This window comes from Klebsiella sp. RC2 (assembly GCF_014192815.1).
Lineage (GTDB): Bacteria > Pseudomonadota > Gammaproteobacteria > Enterobacterales > Enterobacteriaceae > Klebsiella > Klebsiella variicola.
Genome location: NZ_JACHYL010000004.1, coordinates 159,601 through 178,171 on the forward strand (window position 1 = coordinate 159,601; position 18,571 = coordinate 178,171).

Genomic DNA, 18,571 nt, shown 5'->3' on the forward strand with positions numbered 1-18,571 from the left:
GGGTGCTTAACGATCCCCGTTTTACTGCTGAAGTAGAGCTGACTATTCCGTTTCATGACATCGATATGATGGGCGTCGTATGGCATGGCAACTATTTTCGCTACTTCGAAATTGCCCGTGAGGCGCTGCTTAACCAGTTCAACTACGGCTACCGGCAGATGAAAGATTCTGGTTATTTGTGGCCGGTGGTGGATACCCGCGTGAAATACCGCGACGTTATCACCTTCGAACAGCGCATTCGCGTACGCGCGCGGATAGAAGAGTTTGAGAACCGCTTGCGCATCGGCTACGAAATTTTTGATGCCGTCAGCGGCAAACGTACCACCACCGGCTACACCATCCAGGTCGCGGTGGACGAAAATAGCCGCGAGATGTGTTTCGTCAGCCCGGATATTCTGTTTGAACGCATGGGGGTCACGCCATGAGATTGCTGCTGTTGTTGGGACTGTTCATCAGCCCGCTGGTGAACGCCCTGACGCTCGATGACCTGCAAAAACAATTTAGCGAACAGCCGGTGGTGCGCGCCCACTTCGATCAAGTTCGAACGATTAAGGATCTGCCGCAGCCGCTGCGATCCCAGGGGCGGATGTTGATCGCCCGCGACCAGGGCTTGCTGTGGGATCAAACCTCGCCGTTCCCGATGCAGCTGCTGCTGGATGACAAACGGATGGTGCAGGCGATCAACGGCCAACCGCCGCAGACCATCACCGCCGAAAACAACCCGCAGATGTTCCAGTTCAACCATCTGCTGCGCGCGCTGTTCCAGGCGGATCGTCACGTGCTGGAGGAGAACTTCCGCGTGGAATTCGCCGATAAAGGCGAAGGGCGATGGACGCTGCGTCTGACGCCTGTCACCACACCGCTGGATAAGATTTTCGCCAGCATCGACCTCGCCGGAAAAACCTATCTGGAGCAGATTCAGCTCAACGATAAACAAGGCGATCGCACCGATATCGCCCTTTCCCAACATCAACTGACGCCAGCGCAACTGACCGATGACGAACGCCAACGCTTTGCCGCCCAGTAAACGTCCTGCGCTGATCTGGGGCGTCGTCTGCCTGATACTGGCGAGCGCGCTGCTGGCCCTGCTGCCCCAGGCCCGGCTCAACAGCAGCGTGCTGGCGATGCTGCCAAAACAGACGCTCGGCGCGATCCCCCCCGCACTGAACGACGGCTTTATGCAGCGTCTGGATCGCCAGCTGGTCTGGCTGGTCAGCCCCGGTAAACAGGCCGACCCGCAGGTGGCTCGCGACTGGCTGCGGTTGCTGCAAACCTCAGACGCGCTGGCCGAGGTCAAAGGCCCAATGGATGCCGCCAGCCAGCAGGCCTGGGGAATGTTTTTCTGGCAACATCGCAATGCGTTAATCGACCCCGCCACCCGCGCGCGTCTGCAGGACGGCGGCGAAGCGCAGGCCCAGTGGATCCTTTCGCAGCTCTATTCGGCGTTTTCCGGGGTCAGCGGTAAAGAGTTACAAAACGACCCGCTGATGCTGATGCGCGGCTCGCAGCTGGCGATGGCGAATAGCGGCCAGCGGATGCAGCTGCAGGACGGCTGGCTGACCAGCAAAGACGCAGAAGGCAACGTCTGGTATCTGCTGCACGGCGAGCTGGCGGGTTCGTCGTTTGATATGCAGCAGACGCACCGGCTGGTCACTACGCTCGGCGAGCTGGAGAAGGAGTGGAAAACCCATCACCCGCAGGCGCAGCTATTATCACGCGGCACTGTATTCTATAGCGATTACGCCAGCCAGCAGGCGAAGCGCGATATCTCCACCCTCGGCGCGGCCACCCTGCTCGGCGTTATCCTGCTGATCGTGGCGGTGTTCCGCTCCCTGCGCCCGCTGCTGCTGTGCGCGATCTCTATCGCCATCGGCGCGCTGGCCGGCACCGTCGCCACGCTGTTGCTGTTTGGCGAGCTGCATCTGATGACCCTGGTGATGAGCATGAGCATCATCGGTATTTCCGCCGACTATACGCTCTATTACCTGACCGAGCGCATGGTCCATGGCGCAGCGTCTTCACCGTGGCAAAGCCTTGTCAAAGTCCGGAAAGCGCTGCTGCTGGCGCTGCTCACTACCGTGGCGGCTTATGTCATCATGATGCTGGCCCCCTTCCCGGCGATTCGCCAGATGGCGCTCTTCGCGGCGGTAGGATTAAGCGCCTCCTGCCTGACGGTGATTTTCTGGCATCCATGGCTGTGCCGCGGGCTCCCCGTGCGCCCGGTGCCGGCGATGGCGCTGCTGTTACGCTGGCTCGCCGCCTGGCGGCGCAATAAAAAGCTGTCCATCGGCCTCCCCGTTGCGCTGGCGCTGTTGTCGCTGGCGGGGCTAGCGACGCTGCGGGTGGATGATGATATTTCGCAGCTCCAGGCGCTGCCGCAGGATATTCTGGCTCAGGAAAAAGCGATTACCGCGCTCACCGGACAAAGCGTCGACCAGAAGTGGTTTGTGGTGTACGGCGAATCCGCCCAGCAAACGCTGGAACGGCTGGAAGCATTTATGCCCGCGCTGGCTAAGGCGCAAACCGACGGTATACTCGACGGATATCGCGCCATTCCGCTGAATTCGCTCGCCCGACAGCAGCAGGATCTTACTCTGTTGCAACGCGCCGCACCCGTCGTCGGCCAGGCGCTAAGTCACGCCGGGCTGGCGAAAGTTAATCCCGTTCTCAACCCGATGCCGGTAACGGTCGACGACTGGCTTGCCAGCCCGGCCAGCGAAGGCTGGCGGCTGCTATGGCTGACGCTGCAGGATGGCGAAAGCGGCGTACTGGTCCCGGTGAGCGGCGTGAAAGACAGCGCGGCGCTGAAGGCGCTCAGCGCAAAGCAGGCTGGCGTTGCGTGGGTCGATCGTAAAAGCGATTTCGACCAGCTTTTCGCGCTCTACCGCCATATTTTAACCGGACTGTTGTGCGTTGCGCTGGCGGTGATTGCCTGCGGCGCCGTTCTCCGCCTTGGCTGGCGCAAAGGGCTAATAAGCCTGGTGCCGTCGGTACTGTCGCTGGGCTGCGGGCTGGCGGCGCTGGCGCTTAGCGGCCACCCGGTTAACCTGTTCTCCTTGCTGGCGTTGGTGCTGGTACTGGGCATCGGCATTAACTACACGCTGTTTTTCAGCAACCCGCGCGGCACGCCGCTGACATCGCTGCTGGCGGTCACGCTGGCGATGATGACCACCTTATTAACGCTTGGCATGCTGGTCTTTAGCGCCACTCAGGCCATTAGCAGTTTTGGCATTGTTCTGGTGAGCGGCATTTTCACCGCTTTCCTGCTTTCGCCGCTGGCGATGCCGACCAAAAAAGAGAAAAAAAGACGATGATAAGACCATCATTCTGGCGCGCCTTCGCGCTACTCGCCGCCTTAGTACTGGCCGGCTGCAGCCATTCGCAGCCGGAGCCGCAAGGCCGCCCGCAGGCATGGCTTGAGCCGGGTACGCGCGTCACGTTACCGCCGCCTGGCATCTCGCCGGCTATCAGCTCGCAACAGTTGCTCACCGGCAGCTTCAACGGCCAAACCCAATCGCTGCTGGTCATGCTCAATGCCGATGATAAAAAGCTCACGCTGGCGGGCCTGTCGTCCGTCGGTATCCGTCTGTTTCTTGTGACCTACGATGAAAAAGGGCTGCGCGCTGAACAGTCAATCGTGGTTCCGCAACTGCCGCCAGCCAGCCAGGTGCTGGCCGATGTCATGCTCAGCCATTGGCCGGTTAGCGCATGGCTGCCGCAGTTGCCGAAAGGCTGGACGCTAACCAACCGCGGCGACAAACGCGAACTGCGTAACGCGCGCGGGAAGCTGGTCACGGAAATCACCTATATCAACCGCAAAGGCAAGCGCGTGCCGATTAGCATCGAACAGCACGTCTTTAAATACCACATCACCATTCAATACCTGGGTGACTGAGATGATCTACATTTCTGCCGTCGGCATGATTAACGCGCTGGGTCGCGATAATGATGAAGTCGCCGCCAATCTGGCTCGCGGTATCGCGCCCGGCATGCGCCCGCGCGAGGGGTGGCTACAGGGACATCCGCAGGCGGTTTTCGCGGGCGTGGACGGCGAATTACCCGCCATTCCCGATACCTTTAGCGCCCATCGTTCGCGCAATAATCAACTGCTGCTGGCGGCGCTGGCGCAAATTCAGCCGCAGGTGGATGACGCTATCGCCCAATACGGGCGTGAACGCGTTGCCGTAGTGCTTGGCACCAGCACCTCGGGGCTCGACGAAGGTGACGCGCACGTCACGTTGACCCTTAGCGGCGCGGAAAGCGCGGCCTGGCAATATCCGCAGCAGGAGCTGGGAGACCCGTCGCGTTTTCTCAGCCACTGGCTGGCGCTGGATGGCCCGGCATTTACGCTGTCAACCGCCTGCTCATCCAGCGCCAGAGCCATTATCAGCGGACGCCGACTGATTGAAGCCGGGCTGGCGGATGTGGCGATTGTCGGCGGCGCGGATACCCTCAGCCGAATGCCGATCAACGGCTTTCACAGCCTGGAGTCGCTCTCCACGACTCAGTGCCAGCCGTTTGGCCGCGATCGCTGCGGCATCACTATCGGCGAAGGGGCGGCGCTGATGCTGCTGACCCGCGAGCCGCAGCCTATCGCGCTGCTGGGTATCGGCGAGTCCAGCGACGCCTGGCATATTTCCGCCCCGCATCCTGAGGGAGAAGGGGCAATTCGCGCTATCCAGCAGGCGCTGGACGATGCGGGCATCGCCCCTGAACAGGTGGGCTATATCAACCTGCACGGCACCGCCACGCCGCTGAACGATCGGATAGAGTCTCACGTCGTCAACGCGCTATTTGGCGAGCAGGTGCCATGCAGCTCCACCAAACATCTGACCGGGCATACGCTGGGCGCGGCGGGGATCACCGAAGCCGCCATCGGCATGCTGATCCTGCAACGTAAGCTGTTGCTGCCGGCGCAAGATTTCAGCCAGTCGCCGCACGACGCCACCCTTCCGCCGTGCGGGATTATCGAACGTCCCCAGCCGCTGCCGCGGCCGATTATCCTGTCGAACTCGTTTGCCTTTGGCGGTAATAACGCCAGCATTCTGCTCGGGAGCATTTAATGAGCCAATATTTATCGCCTGGCGCTTATCTGCCGCACAAGCCGCCAATGCTGCTGCTGGAAGAGGTCCTCAATGTCACCGATGAAACTGCTACCTGCCGGGTCACGGTCTCAACCCATGGCGTCCTGGCGCCGTTCATTGATGCCGAGGGCAACCTCCCCGGCTGGTTCGCCCTGGAACTCATGGCGCAAACCATTGGCGTCTGGTCCGGCTGGCACCGCCAACAACAGGGGCAGGAGTCCATCTCACTTGGTATGGTGCTTGGTGCGCGCGAGTTAGTCTGCGCGGCAGGCTGCCTGCCGGGCGGCAAGGCGCTGTCCATCACCGTGAAGCTGTTAGTGCAGGACGAGCGTTTCGGCAGCTTTGAATGCGCCATTACGGCAGACGATGAAGAACTGGCAAGCGGACGGGTCAATACTTTCCAGCCGACGCCAACAGAACTTAACACCCTATTTCAACAAGGAGCGTCAGAATGAGTCGTTCAGTTTTGGTCACCGGCGCCAGTAAAGGCATCGGTCGCGCTATCGCCCGTCAGTTGGCGGCGGATGGCTTTGTGGTCGGCATCCACTATCATCGCGATGTGTCGGGCGCACAGCAAACTCTGGAGGCGATAACCGCCGCCGGCGGCTCGGGCCGTCTGCTGAGCTTTGATGTCGCCAACCGCGCGCAGTGTCGCGACGTGCTTGAGCAGGATATGGCTGAACACGGGGCATGGTACGGCATTATCAGCAACGCCGGCATCGCCCGCGACGGCGCTTTCCCGGCGCTCGGCGAAGAGGACTGGGACGCGGTGATCCACACCAACCTCGACAGTTTCTACAACGTCATTCATCCCTGCATCATGCCGATGATTAGCGCGCGTCAGGGCGGGCGTATCATCACGCTTTCGTCCGTATCCGGCGTCATGGGCAACCGCGGTCAGGTCAACTATAGCGCCGCTAAGGCGGGGATCATCGGCGCCACCAAAGCGCTGGCCATTGAACTGGCGAAACGTAAAATCACCGTGAACTGCATCGCCCCGGGGCTTATCGACACCGGGATGATCGAAATGGAAGAGACTGCGCTAAAAGAGGCGATGTTGATGATCCCGATGAAACGTATGGGACAAGCGGACGAAGTGGCCGGGCTTGCCAGTTATTTAATGTCGGATGTGGCGGGATATGTCACCCGACAGGTCATTTCAATCAATGGAGGGATGTTATGACACGTCGTGTGGTCATTACCGGGATGGGCGGCGTCACCGCCTTTGGCGACACCTGGCGCGATGTTTCCGCTGGCCTGCAGCGTTATAAAAACGCCGTGCGCGCCATGCCGGAGTGGCGTATTTACGAGGGTCTGCATACGCTACTGGGCGCGCCGATCGATGACTTCACTCTGCCCGCTCACTATACCCGCAAGCGCATTCGCGCGATGGGGCGCGTGTCGCTCCTCTCCACCCGCGCCACTGAACTGGCGCTCGAGCAGGCCGGGCTTATCGACGATGCCGTGCTGAGCAACGGCGAAACCGGCATCGCTTACGGCTCGTCAACCGGCAGTACCGGCCCGGTGAGCGAGTTCGCTACCATGTTGACGGAAAAGCACACCAACAATATTACCGGCACCACCTACGTGCAGATGATGCCGCATACCACCGCCGTTAATACAGGGCTGTTTTTCGGCCTGCGCGGCCGCGTTATTCCAACGTCAAGCGCCTGTACCTCCGGTAGCCAGGCGATCGGATACGCCTGGGAAGCGATCCGTCACGGCTATCAAACGGTGATGGTCGCCGGCGGCGCGGAAGAGCTATGCCCGTCGGAAGCCGCGGTATTTGATACCCTGTTCGCTACCAGCCAACGTAATGAACGGCCCGAGATCACTCCCGCCCCGTTCGATGAACAGCGCGATGGGCTAGTGATCGGCGAAGGCGCCGGTACCCTTATACTGGAAGAGCTGGAGCACGCCAAAGCGCGCGGCGCGACTATCTACGGCGAAATCATCGGCTTCGCCACCAACTGCGATGCCACGCATATCACCCAACCGCAGCGCGAAACTATGCAGATCTGCATGGAACAATCGTTAAAAATGGCGGGATTAAGCGCCCGGGATATTGGCTACATTTCGGCCCACGGCACCGCGACCGACCGCGGCGATATCGCCGAAAGCCAGGCGACGGCGGCGATTTACGGCGACAGCGTGCCGATCTCCTCGCTGAAAAGTTATTTCGGCCATACCCTTGGCGCCTGCGGGGCGCTGGAGGCGTGGATGAGTCTGCAGATGATGCGCGAGGGCTGGTTCGCGCCAACGCTGAATTTGCATAATCCGGATGCTAACTGCGGCAATCTTGACTACATCATGGGCGAAGCGCGCAAGATTGATTGTGAATTCCTGCAGAGCAACAACTTCGCCTTCGGCGGCATTAACACCTCAATCATTATTCAGCGCTGGCCGTGAGATGTATCAGCTTATCCTCGGCCACATCTCAACCCTTAGCGCCCTGCCGCTACCGTCTGCGCTGATGGCGCAGGCGCCGGACGGCCCGCGGCGGGCCAGCTGGCTTGCCGGCCGCGCGCTGCTGGCGCATGCGACTACCCCGCTAATGGATATTCAGTATGGCGAACAGGGTAAACCAGCTTTCCCGCCCGATAGCGGGCTGTGGTTTAACCTTAGCCACAGCGGCGACCATATTGCTTTGCTGCTGAGCGATGAAGGCGAGGTTGGTTGCGACATAGAAGTGATTCGCCCGCGCGAAGGCTGGCAACGGTTGGCTAACGCCCTGTTCAGCGAGGGCGAGCATCAGGAACTGGAGCGCGAACCACCGGAGCAACGGTTAGTCGCCTTCTGGCGTATCTGGACGCGCAAAGAGGCCCTGGTGAAACAGCGCGGCGGCAGCGCCTGGCAGATGGCCTCTGTTGACAGCGCCTTTCGCGGCGCGCTGTCATTGAGCCAGGTTCAGTATGAAGGGTTAAGTATTGCGGTCTGTACGCCCACGCCGTTCACGCTGACAGACGCGCACATTCAACATTTCAGAGTCGCGGTTTAAGCGGTCAAAAGATGATGGCGGAAAAGCAGCCCTCCTTTCAGAATATTGGCAGTCGGCGAACCGCTACACTTATCTGGCGCGACTCATAAAAGGAATCCCTATGTCCTCTCCGCAGGCTGATAAAGCCGGGCTCCATATTTTACTTAAGCTGGCAGCGCTGGTGATTATCCTCGCCGGGATCCACGCCGCCGCCGATATTCTGGTGCAGCTGCTGCTGGCGCTGTTTTTCGCTATTGTCCTCAACCCGCTGGTCACCTGGTTCATTCGCCGCGGGGTGCGGCGTCCGTTCGCCATTACCCTGGTGGTGACGGCGATGCTGGTGATGCTCACCGCGCTGCTTGGCGTACTGGCGGCGTCGCTCAATGACTTTGTCGCCATGCTCCCCGATTTCAACCGCGCCCTGACGCGCAAGATCCTCCAGCTCCAGGAGTATCTCCCCTTCCTTAATCTGCATATCAATCCGGAGCGCATGCTGCGGCGCATGGATTCAGAACGGCTGATGACCTGGGCCACGACGCTAATGACTCAGCTTTCCGGGGCGATGGCCAGCATCGTGCTGCTGGTGATGACGGTGATCTTTATGCTGTTTGAGGTTCGCCACCTGCCCTACAAACTGCGTTTTGCCCTCAATAACCCTCGCCTGCATATCGCCGGATTGCACCGGGCGCTGAAAGGCGTCACCCATTATCTGGCGCTGAAGACGCTGATTAGCCTGTGGACCGGGCTGATTGTCTGGCTAGGGCTGCTGGCGATGGGGGTACAGTTCGCCCTGATGTGGGGAGTGCTGGCGTTTCTGCTGAACTATGTGCCGAACATTGGCTCCGCTATCTCCGCTATCCCCCCGATGCTGCAGGCGCTGCTGTTTAGCGGCATTTATGAGTGCCTGTTGGTCGGGGCGCTGTTTCTGGTGGTGCATATGGTGCTGGGCAACATGGTGGAGCCGCGCATGATGGGCCATCGGCTGGGAATGTCGACCCTGGTGGTGTTCCTGTCGTTGCTGGTCTGGGGCTGGCTGCTGGGGCCGGTGGGGATGCTGCTCTCGGTACCGTTAACCAGCGTCTGTAAAATCTGGATGGAGACCACCGTCGGAGGCAGCAAGCTGGCGATCCTGCTCGGCCCGGGCCGTCCCAAAAGCCGGCTCCCCGGCTAGCGGCGTTTGACCGGCCAGAAGATGGTCAACACGCCGGCGACAATGATCGTCACGCCCAGCAGCGATTGCCAGTAGAACGGCTCATGCCAGCCGGGCAACCAGATGGCGGCGGCCCACACGAGGATATAGCTCAGGCTCAGCAGGGCATACGCTTTCGACAGCGGCAGGCGATGCAGGGCAAAGTACCAGCAGACCATCGACAGCAGGTAGCCCAGCAGGCCGAAAAACAGGCCGAAGGTCCCGGGCTGGAAATGCAGCAGATGCTGGAGAAATGCCACAATATCGGTCAGCGGCGGCAAGGCCACCATGGCGCTGCGCAGCAGCAACTGCGCGGCGCTGACGAGGCCGACGCTGAATAATGCCCAGAGAAAGCCCATCAGACGCTGGTCCCCAGAATGACAATGCCCACGACGATCAACCCGACGCCAAGCCAGTGACGGCGAGCGACCGGCTCATGCCAGATGCCCCAGCCCGCGAGGGTAACCCAGACGAAATTCAGGCTCAGCATCGGATAGGCGATGCTGACCGGAATAGACTGCAGCACGCTCAGCCACAGCAGCATGCCGCAGCCCAGGCATAACAGCGCCATCCCCAGCCAGAAGAGTATATGGCGACTCCGCCGTCCGCGACGGGACGGGCGGGTCGCCTGTTTCTGGCAGAGTTGCCCGGCGCAGCTCAGCAGGCTGGCGAACACCAGACAGATCCAGACGCTCATTGCGGCAGATACTGAAGGAAGACCACCCGACCCAGCTCGTAGGCGTTATCTGGCTTCGGTAACGGTAAGTCAACCATACTCTCTCCTTTATCCATCAACAGCACCAGCGAGACCGGCCCCTGCTGACGGTGCGTGGCCAGCCAGTCGGCAAAACCGGCCTGGCTGACAAAGCTTCCCTGAGCATCCGGCCAGTCGAGACCGTACTTCAGCTCACCCTGTTTGTCGAACATAATAATATCGCTGCGCTTCAGCTCCCAGGCCAGGCCGCCGGCGATCCCAACGTTGTTGGTCAGGACGTAACGGCTGGGCTGCAGGGATTCACTGACGATATCCACGAGGAACTGCGGCTGTTTGCTGTCGATAACCCGGTCCGGGATGGCGAAGCCCACCAGCAGCGCCAGGCCGAGCGGACAGAGCGCGGCGAGGCTCCAGCGGCGGCCAGGGTTTTTCATCGCCAGCCAGCCCATCAGCGCCCAGACGGCGAAGGCGATCGCCGCCAGCAGACATTTATACAGCTCAATCTTGGTCCACACCGGCTTGTGCATCACGCCCCAGGGTGAGACCACCAGCACGGCGATCAGCCCCAGCAGGCCAACGCCCAGGTTGATCATCCCGTTGATGCGCAGCGCTTTTGCGCCGGTCTTTGCGGCCTCCAGCGCGTAGCGGGCCATCAGAATCGACAGCGGCGCAAAGCACGGCAGGATATAGGTCGGCAGTTTGCCTTTGGCGATACTGAAGAACAGGAACGGCATCGCCACCCAACCCAGCAGATACAGCGCGCCGCGAGCCTCATCGCGCTCAAGCCAGCCGCGCTTCAGCGCCCCCGGCAGCAGGGCCAGCCACGGCAGGCTGCCGGCGATCAGGAACGGAATGTAGTACCAGAACGGCGCTTTGTGCTGGGCATCTTTTTCGGCAAAACGCTGAATATGCTCGACCCAGAAGAAGTAGCGCCAGAAGTCCGGCTCGCGCTGGGCGATAGCCAGCCCCCAGGGCAGCACCACCAGCGTACAGACGATCACCGCCAGCCAGCCGTAGGTCAGCACTTCACGCCAGCGTTTACGGGCGATCACCCACGGCAGCACGCCCACCACCGGCACCGCCAGCGCCAGGAAGCCCTTGGTCATCACCCCCATACCGCAGGCGACGCCCAGCAGCGCGTAGCCCAGTATTTTGCCGCTGCGGCTCTGCGCCTGCGCCGCGCCCCAGAAGCTGCACATCGCCAGCGCCAGCCACAGGGTGATCATCGGGTCCAGCACCGCATAGGTGCCAATCGCATACACCAGCATCGCGGTAAGGAAAATCACCGGCGACAGGACAGCCACCTTTTTGTCGCGAAAGACGCGCCACGCCAGCCAGGCCACCAGCAGGGCAGTCATGGTGATAGCGAAGACCGACCCAAAGCGTACGCCGAAGTTATTATGGCCAAACAGCCACTGACCGATACTGTTGATCCAGTAACCGGCAATCGGCTTTTCGAAGTAGCGCAATCCGAGAAAATGCGGCACCACCCAGTCACCGGTGGCCAGCATTTCACGGCTGATCTCCGCATAGCGGGTTTCATCGGGTTGCCAGAGCAAACGAAAATTAAGCGGCAGCAGGTAATACAGCGCAAACAGCGCAATCAGAGAGACGCCATAGCGAATGCTTTTCATCAAACACCCGAAGTCAGTAATTGTTCACGTCCGAGCCAGCCTTCCCGGCCAGCCAGTTCACCCCGAACCACTTTGCCAGACGGCAGCTCGCTAAAGTCAGCGGGCAGCAGCTGGCTCAGTGGGCAAAACTGAATTTCCTCTTCCGCCGCCATGGTCAGCAGTTCATTGAACTGATCGGCGTAAGCAATACCTTCCACTTCGGCGTGAATGGTATAGACCGGCACGCCCGGGTCGCGATGGATGCAGTCGAGCAGGTAGCGGTTAAAGCCGGCGATATCGACCGCCGTGCCCACCGCCTCATCCCAGGTCGGCAGCGTGACCGGGATCTGCACCGTACCAAACGTGCCGCTACCGAGCTGGGGCAGGAACGGCCGCGTGCCGCGACAGTCGCTGTTGTAGAGAAAATCGAAGGATTCTTTGGCTTTGACCACCCGCTGATCGGCGCGCCAGCCGGCGACAGCCGAACAGGTGACCGGCCGGCCGATGATGCGTTCCAGTTCGAGCAGGCCGCGCTCAACCTCCAGCGCCAGCCGTTCCTGCGGCCAGACGCCGCTCCACGCCTGCCAGCTGTAGTGATCCCAGGCGTGCAGCCCGACTTCATGAGACTCGGCGGTCGCGCGGATCACCGCTTCGTTACCCGCGCCGATGCGGCGTCCCGGCCACGCGGTGCCAGCCAGCAGAATATCCCAGCCGTACAGCGAAGCCGCTCTGGAACGCAGCATCTTCCACAGAAACTTCGGTTTTACCAGGCGCCACAGATGGCGCCCCATATTGTCCGGCCCGACGCTGAAGAAGAAGCTTGCCTGGATCCCGTGCTGGCCCAGCAGGTCCAGCAGCCGTGGAACGCCGTCCCGCGTTCCGCGAAAGGTATCGACATCTATGCGTAAGCCGACCTGTTTCATGGATTTTTATCGTCCACCAGTTCAACTGTACGCAGGAAGAAGTCCAGCGTGTGTTCGACCGTTTCTTCCATCTCCACCTTCGGTTCCCAGTTCAGGCAGCGTTTGGCGTTGCGAATGCTCGGCTTACGATGCTCAACGTCCTGGTAGCCCTTCCCGTAGTAATCGCTGCTTTCCACTTCACGGAAGCCGGCAAACGGCGGGAAGCGATCGCGCAGCGGATGGCGTTCGAAGCAGGCGAGCAGCATTTCGGCCAGCTCTTTGATGCTCGCTTCGTTTTCCGGGTTGCCGATGTTGATGATCTGCCCGTCGCAGCGGCCGTCTTTGTTCTCGATGATGCGGAACAGCGCTTCGATACCGTCGCTGATATCGGTGAAGCAGCGCTTCTGCTTGCCGCCCTCGATGAGCTTGATCGGCGACCCTTCCACCAGGTTGAGGATCAGCTGGGTGATGGCGCGGGAACTACCGATACGCGCGGCGTTGAGGTTATCCAGGCGCGGTCCCATCCAGTTGAACGGACGGAACAGGGTGAACTTAAGATCGTACTTATCGCCGTAGGCCCAAATCACGCGGTCCAGCAGCTGTTTAGAAACCGAGTAGATCCAACGCTGTTTGTTGATCGGCCCGACCACCAGATTGGAGGTATCTTCGTCGAAGTTTTTGTCGGTGCACATGCCGTACACTTCAGAGGTCGACGGGAAGATGATGCGCTTATTGTATTTCACGCAATCGCGGATGATCTTCAGGTTCTCTTCGAAATCCAGCTCGAACACGCGCAGCGGGTTGCGGGTGTATTCGATAGGGGTGGCGATGGCCACCAGCGGCAACACCACGTCGCATTTCTTAATGTGATACTCGATCCACTCGGAGTGAATGCTGATATCGCCTTCCACGAAGTGGAAACGCGGGCTCTCAAGGAAACGGCTGATGGCGTCGGAGCCGATATCCAGGCCGTAAATTTCATAGTTGTCGTCCTGCAGCAGGCGCTCGGTCAAATGGTTACCGATAAAGCCATTGACGCCAAGGATCAGCACGCGGGTGCGACGCTTAATCGCCACCACCGGTTTGCTGCTGATCACTGCCCCGGACACCAGGCCCAGCGCCTGCGCCAGCTGAGCGCCCTGCATGTACACACCGCGTTCGGTCTGGCCGGTGACAATTTCCAGCGCCCCGTCCTGGCACGCCACGATCAGCGGCGCAACGGAGATAACGGTACCCGGTTTGGCTGCCGGCAGATCGTGGCGGACGCGGGATTTCCAGACGATAAACTTGTTCGCGCCAGCGTAGCCGAAGGCGCCCGGCCACGGATCCGAGACGGCACGCACCAGATTGTGCAGGGTCTGCGCCGGCTGCTCCCAGTCGAGGCGGCCATCCTCCGGGGTACGACGCCCCACGTAGGTCGCCTGGCTGTGATCCTGCGGGCGCTCTGCGGTTTTTCCTTCAAGGATCGCCGGCAACGCCTGGCCCAGCAGCTCAGTGGCGGCGGCGCACAGCTTACGATGCAGCGTCAGGGCCGCGTCATCCGGGCCAATCGCCACGGTTTGCTGGGCGACGATATCGCCGGCATCCGCGCGGTTCACCATGCGGTGCAGGGTGACGCCGGTTTCGCTTTCGCCATTGACCAGCACCCAGTTCAGCGGCGCACGGCCACGATATTTCGGCAGCAGCGAACCGTGCAGGTTGAACGCCCCTTTCGGCGCCAGATTGAGGATCTCATCGCCCAGCAGGTTGCGGTAGTAGAAGGAGAACAGCACGTCCGGCTTCATCTCGCGGATACGCTCAATCCACAGCGGATGGTTCACGTCTTCCGGCGCCCACACTGGAATGCCCTGCTCGGCGGCAAGGCGCGCCACGGAGCCAAAGAAATGGTTTTCGCCAGGGTTATCCGGGTGGGTGAAAATAGCAGCGATATCATACCCGGCGTCCAGCAGGGACTGGATACCGGTGCAGCCCATATCGTGATAAGCGAAGACTACGGCTTTCATGAACGATCTTCCTCTTTAGATGCCGTTTCCGGCTGGCGAACAACACGTTGAATAAAGTAGCGGGGACGAGCGCGAACGTCGTTATAGATGCGTCCGATATACTCGCCGAGCAGGCCCATACCGATAAACTGGGCGCCGATGAACATAAACAGCACGGCGAAGAGCATGAACACCCCTTCTGCAGCCCACTGCGGCCCAAAGGCCAGGCGCAGCACCACCAGCAGCAGGCCGAAGGCGAAGCCCAGCAGGGCAATCACGCTGCCGAAAATGCTGAGCAGACGCAGCGGCGTGGTGGTCAGACAGGTCACCAGGTCGTACATCAGGTTGATCAGGCGCATGAAGCTGTATTTGGAGTCGCCGAATTCGCGCTCGGCATGCATCACCGGGATCTCGACCGCGCGACGGGCGAAGGTATTCGCCAGGATCGGGATAAAGGTGCTGCGCTCGTGGCAGTTGAGCATCGCGTCGATAATATGGCGGCGGTAAGCGCGCAGCATGCAGCCGTAGTCGCCCATCGCTTTGCCGGTGGTGCGCTGGATCAGGCGGTTGATCATCTTCGAGGCGCTTTTGCGGAAGATGCTGTCCTGACGGTTCTGGCGGACGGTGCCCACCACGTCGTAGCCTTCATCAGCCTTCTCTACTAACCGCGGAATTTCCTCCGGTGGGTTTTGCAGATCGGCATCAAGGGTAATAATCAGATCGCCCGTCACATGGCTAAAGCCGGCCATGATCGCCGAGTGCTGGCCGTAGTTACGGTTTAACAGCACGGCGACGACGTGACTGCCTTCCGCCTCGGCGGCTTCGGTCAGCATGCGCGCAGAATCGTCGCTGCTGCCATCGTCGATCAGCAGAATTTCATATTGCCGCCCCAGCGTGGCGCAGGCGGTATCCGTACGACGAAGCAGTTCCGGCAGACTATCCTGTTCGTTATAAACCGGGATAACCACCGAGACCTTCTTCACGGGAGGGTAAGTAAGCATATCAACGTCCTGACAGCTGGCGCAGTGCGGAAATGACGCGAGTGACATCGTCATCGGTCATGTCCGGGAACAACGGGAGAGAACAGATGCGGGCGCTGTTCCATTCGGTATTTGGCAGGGAAACCTCAGGGAAGCGCTCGCGGTAATATTTTTGCGTATGAGCCGCACGGAAATGCAGACCCGTGCCGATACCCATCGCCTTCAGCTTTTCCATCAGCGCGTCGCGGCTGATGCCGCATGCGGCCTCATCGACGCGGATGATAAACAAGTGCCAGGCGTGCTGGTGATCCCATGCCGGGACGGTCAGCGGTTTAAACGGCGTGTCCGCCAGCTCGCGCAGGTAGCGCTGGGCAATCTCCGTCCGGCGCTGATTGGCGTGGCTCAGTTTTTCCAGCTGGACCAGCGCCAGAGCGGCGTTGATATCGGCAAGGTTGTACTTGAAGCCCGGGGTGATCACCTCCGCCTGCGGCGCGCGGCCGTGGGTCTGACGATCATAGGCGTCCACGCCCAGACCATGGAATTTCAGACTGCGGATACGGGAGGCCAGCTCGTCGTCGTCGGTGACAATCAGCCCGCCTTCGGCGCAGGTCATGTTCTTGATCGCGTGGAACGAGAAAATGGCGGTCCCCTGCCAGCCAATGTGGCGGCCTTTATAATGGGTACCCGCCGCATGGGCGGCATCTTCAATCACCGGAATGCCGTGGCGCTCGCCCACCGCGCGAATGGCGTCGATGTCGGCTGGCGCGCCCGCGTAGTGCACGGGAATTATCGCTTTGGTACGCGAAGTGATCGCCGCTTCCACCGCGTCAGGGGTAATCATCAGATTGTCGTTATCGACATCGATCATCACCGGCGTAGCGCCCAGCAGGCAGATCATATTGAGAGTGGAGACCCAGGTCTGGGAAGGCGTAATGACTTCATCGCCGGGGCCAATACCCAGCGCCATCAGGGTCACATGCATCCCGCCGGTCGCTGAACTGACGGCAATCGCGTGGCGGTTGCCGGTCAGCTGGCAGAATGCCGCTTCGAGTGCCTGATTCTTCGGTCCGGTGGTGATCCAGCCCGACGCTAAAACTTCACGCAGCGCAGCCAGCTCTGCGTCGCCCATCGACGGGCGCGAAAACGGCAAAAAATCGCTCATCATCATCCTGTTCTGTAGTTGACCCACGCACAAATCAGGGTCGTTAGAATAAAATATCCTGCGCCTGCGGACTTAAACGAAATTAAAATGAAGTGAGTTCAGCGCGGCATTCCATTTCAGGGTATTTCGACCACTATTAATGTAGTCGACCTTGCTTAGGATAATATTAAGAAATTAATATTTTCTCAGAATAAGTAATAACTCATTACTAAACAGTATGATAGGAATTTTTTATGGCAGGGGTATGACAGGAAAGCGTTCCTGTTAAGCGGCAAGAAACAGGAACGCAATAGCAAAAAGTAAACGGGAATTAAACCAATACACAATACTTAAATTAGCGATCGTCACGCTTAATGACAAAATGTTAGCGCAGATCACAAAGTTATTTCTGCTGAATTACAAATTTGCAGGAAAATCCGCAGGTAATTCGCTCGCCGGGCAATTAATGACCTCGTCATTATCGGCGCCACAGTCGCGAATGAAGGTGATAGTGGCGAACTCGTCAATCACTTCCGTTGGATAGGCCGGGCCGGCATCACGGTACGAATTCATCAGCGGAATATGGTCGTTCTGGAAGCAGACGGTTTTTTCCGGGTTATTCATGATCCAGCGCGGAAAGAAAATGGTGCCGTGGAACAGTTTGTCGCCCAGGTTGACGATCAGGCTGACGTCGGTGCCGGTCGGTTCGGTCCAGGAGATTTTGTAGATACTTTCCCCCACCCGCACGATGTACGCTTCCTGATCTTTCACCCAGCGATTGCCGACGATGCCGCTGTGAATACGGTAGTCGAGGGTGTGGCCATTTTTGACGTAAATCTCGTAGTTCCAGCCGTTGTCGTAGGTATAGACCAGATGTTTACCGATAAAGCCGCTGAGGTCATGTTTGTCGAAAGTGCTCATCATTTATTCTCCTCTGTTTTGTTGAGGACAGCATACGTCTTTAAAAAATGAATGAATAACGCTATGTTTGGATTAAATACATCCAAATTTTAGATTGATTATGCACAAGACAACCCTGGAGCAATGGGCGTTACTCGAAAAGGTAGTGGAATTGGGGAGCTTTGCCAGAGCGGCGGAGGAGACCAACCGCAGTCAGTCTTCGGTGAGCTATAACCTCGCGCTGCTGCAGGAGCGCTTAGGCGTGGCGCTGCTGGCGCCGTCCGGCCGGCGGGCGGTGCTGACCCCGGCCGGCGAACTGCTGCTGAATCAGGTCAAACCGCTGCTGCAGGCCTTCGCCTACGTCGAGACCCACGCCGCCACCTTACGCAACGGGGCGCGTACCCGCCTGGATCTGGTGGTCGACAGCATTTTCCCGCGCCAGCGGCTGTTCGCGATTTTACGCCAGTTTCAGCAGCGCTATCCCCAGACCCAGGTCAGACTCACCGAAGTGCTGGAAAACGTTGATGACGAGAGCGCGGCGCGGACAGAAGCTGATGTGATGGTGCTGACCCGCCGCCAGGATATTACCGGCCGCGGAGAGTGGCTGATGAATATTGATTTTATCGCCGTCGCCCACCGCGACCACCCTCTCGCCACGCTCGACGGGCCGCTGGAGGACAGCACGCTGGCGCCGTGGCCGCTGGTGCGCATTGCCGATCAGACCGGCGATGGCCAGGCGACGCGTGACGCCTGGACCTTCTCCACCATTGACGCCGCCATTGATGCGGTGATGTATCAGGTCGGGTTCGGCTGGCTGCCGGAAGAGCGCATTCGCCCCCATCTCGACCAGGGCGTGCTGAAGCGGCTGCCCCTCAGCCACGGCGCGCGCCGCGCGACGCCGCTGCACCTGATCGTTAAGCGGGACCTGGCGCCGATCGACGAGCAGGTAGCCACGCTGCTGGGCTTATTCCGGGCGCCCTGAGAAGCGCAGGCGGTGTTTACCGCCCGCGTGTAATGATACGATTTTCTTATACTTTCCGGCGCAATATTGATCCAGGTTACTCCCAAAGTATGATGAATCACTAAAA

General features: G+C 59.8%; 19 protein-coding genes. 11 read left to right on the forward strand and 8 right to left on the reverse strand.

The window, feature by feature from the left end; all coding sequences use genetic code 11:
- Positions 1-2: 2 nt before the first annotated feature.
- The 10 genes from FHW76_RS14425 to FHW76_RS14470 all read left to right on the forward strand — a co-directional run bounded on the left by FHW76_RS14425 (position 3) and on the right by FHW76_RS14470 (position 9,232).
- Positions 3-425, forward strand: a complete 423-nt coding sequence (locus FHW76_RS14425; RefSeq protein WP_122533695.1) for a thioesterase family protein — start codon at positions 3-5, stop codon at positions 423-425.
- On the forward strand, positions 422-1,027 hold the full coding sequence (locus FHW76_RS14430) for an outer membrane lipoprotein carrier protein LolA (RefSeq protein WP_117143628.1): 606 nt from the start codon (positions 422-424) through the stop codon (positions 1,025-1,027). The genes FHW76_RS14425 and FHW76_RS14430 overlap by 4 nt, the downstream gene beginning before the upstream one ends.
- Complete coding sequence (locus tag FHW76_RS14435) at positions 996-3,314, forward strand: MMPL family transporter (protein WP_122533694.1); 2,319 nt, start codon at positions 996-998, stop codon at positions 3,312-3,314. Before FHW76_RS14430 ends, FHW76_RS14435 begins: the two co-directional genes overlap by 32 nt.
- A complete protein-coding gene (locus FHW76_RS14440) occupies positions 3,311-3,895 on the forward strand; it encodes a DUF3261 domain-containing protein (RefSeq protein WP_117143626.1) in 585 nt (194 codons plus the stop codon). Before FHW76_RS14435 ends, FHW76_RS14440 begins: the two co-directional genes overlap by 4 nt.
- A gap of 1 nt (position 3,896) precedes the next feature.
- Positions 3,897-5,063, forward strand: a complete 1,167-nt coding sequence (locus FHW76_RS14445; protein ID WP_117143625.1) for a beta-ketoacyl-[acyl-carrier-protein] synthase family protein — start codon at positions 3,897-3,899, stop codon at positions 5,061-5,063.
- Positions 5,063-5,539 (forward strand): 3-hydroxy-fatty acyl-ACP dehydratase, encoded by a 477-nt coding sequence (locus FHW76_RS14450; RefSeq protein WP_150342223.1) that lies wholly within the window; start codon positions 5,063-5,065, stop codon positions 5,537-5,539. Before FHW76_RS14445 ends, FHW76_RS14450 begins: the two co-directional genes overlap by 1 nt.
- Positions 5,536-6,267, forward strand: coding sequence for a 3-ketoacyl-ACP reductase FabG2 (locus FHW76_RS14455; protein WP_122533692.1), 732 nt, complete (start codon positions 5,536-5,538; stop codon positions 6,265-6,267). Before FHW76_RS14450 ends, FHW76_RS14455 begins: the two co-directional genes overlap by 4 nt.
- A complete protein-coding gene (locus tag FHW76_RS14460) occupies positions 6,264-7,493 on the forward strand; it encodes a beta-ketoacyl-ACP synthase (RefSeq protein WP_122533691.1) in 1,230 nt (409 codons plus the stop codon). The genes FHW76_RS14455 and FHW76_RS14460 overlap by 4 nt, the downstream gene beginning before the upstream one ends.
- Before the next feature lies 1 nt (position 7,494).
- Positions 7,495-8,082 carry a 4'-phosphopantetheinyl transferase AcpT gene (gene acpT, locus FHW76_RS14465; RefSeq protein WP_048964457.1) on the forward strand — a complete coding sequence of 196 codons (588 nt, stop codon included), beginning with the start codon at positions 7,495-7,497 and terminating at the stop codon, positions 8,080-8,082.
- 100 nt (positions 8,083-8,182) lie between these two features.
- Complete coding sequence (locus FHW76_RS14470) at positions 8,183-9,232, forward strand: AI-2E family transporter (RefSeq protein WP_008806958.1); 1,050 nt, start codon at positions 8,183-8,185, stop codon at positions 9,230-9,232.
- On the opposite strand, the gene arnF is transcribed toward FHW76_RS14470, so the two are convergent.
- From arnF to FHW76_RS14510, 8 genes are all read right to left on the reverse strand, one after another.
- The gene (gene arnF, locus FHW76_RS14475; protein WP_008806957.1) at positions 9,229-9,609 is read right to left on the reverse strand and encodes a 4-amino-4-deoxy-L-arabinose-phosphoundecaprenol flippase subunit ArnF; all 381 of its coding nucleotides are present in this window, start codon (positions 9,607-9,609) and stop codon (positions 9,229-9,231) included. The two genes, FHW76_RS14470 and arnF, sit on opposite strands and share 4 nt — an antisense overlap.
- Positions 9,609-9,947, reverse strand: a complete 339-nt coding sequence (gene arnE, locus FHW76_RS14480; RefSeq protein WP_008806956.1) for a 4-amino-4-deoxy-L-arabinose-phosphoundecaprenol flippase subunit ArnE — start codon at positions 9,945-9,947, stop codon at positions 9,609-9,611. The genes arnF and arnE overlap by 1 nt, the downstream gene beginning before the upstream one ends.
- Positions 9,944-11,599: a lipid IV(A) 4-amino-4-deoxy-L-arabinosyltransferase gene (gene arnT, locus FHW76_RS14485; protein WP_008806955.1), complete on the reverse strand. Its 1,656-nt coding sequence runs from the start codon at positions 11,597-11,599 to the stop codon at positions 9,944-9,946. The genes arnE and arnT overlap by 4 nt, the downstream gene beginning before the upstream one ends.
- Positions 11,599-12,501: a 4-deoxy-4-formamido-L-arabinose-phosphoundecaprenol deformylase gene (arnD, locus tag FHW76_RS14490; protein WP_101855578.1), complete on the reverse strand. Its 903-nt coding sequence runs from the start codon at positions 12,499-12,501 to the stop codon at positions 11,599-11,601. Before arnD ends, arnT begins: the two co-directional genes overlap by 1 nt.
- Positions 12,498-14,483 carry a bifunctional UDP-4-amino-4-deoxy-L-arabinose formyltransferase/UDP-glucuronic acid oxidase ArnA gene (gene arnA / locus FHW76_RS14495; RefSeq protein ID WP_008806953.1) on the reverse strand — a complete coding sequence of 662 codons (1,986 nt, stop codon included), beginning with the start codon at positions 14,481-14,483 and terminating at the stop codon, positions 12,498-12,500. Before arnA ends, arnD begins: the two co-directional genes overlap by 4 nt.
- Positions 14,480-15,463: an undecaprenyl-phosphate 4-deoxy-4-formamido-L-arabinose transferase gene (gene arnC / locus FHW76_RS14500; RefSeq protein ID WP_008806952.1), complete on the reverse strand. Its 984-nt coding sequence runs from the start codon at positions 15,461-15,463 to the stop codon at positions 14,480-14,482. Before arnC ends, arnA begins: the two co-directional genes overlap by 4 nt.
- A 1-nt stretch (position 15,464) precedes the next feature.
- Positions 15,465-16,604, reverse strand: coding sequence for a UDP-4-amino-4-deoxy-L-arabinose aminotransferase (gene arnB / locus FHW76_RS14505; protein ID WP_012540377.1), 1,140 nt, complete (start codon positions 16,602-16,604; stop codon positions 15,465-15,467).
- Positions 16,605-17,000: 396 nt separating this feature from the next.
- Positions 17,001-17,507: a phenolic acid decarboxylase gene (locus FHW76_RS14510; RefSeq protein ID WP_012540376.1), complete on the reverse strand. Its 507-nt coding sequence runs from the start codon at positions 17,505-17,507 to the stop codon at positions 17,001-17,003.
- A gap of 97 nt (positions 17,508-17,604) precedes the next feature.
- Between FHW76_RS14510 and FHW76_RS14515 the strand changes: the two genes are divergently transcribed.
- Positions 17,605-18,465, forward strand: coding sequence for a LysR family transcriptional regulator (locus FHW76_RS14515; RefSeq protein ID WP_008806950.1), 861 nt, complete (start codon positions 17,605-17,607; stop codon positions 18,463-18,465).
- Positions 18,466-18,571: the final 106 nt, after the last annotated feature.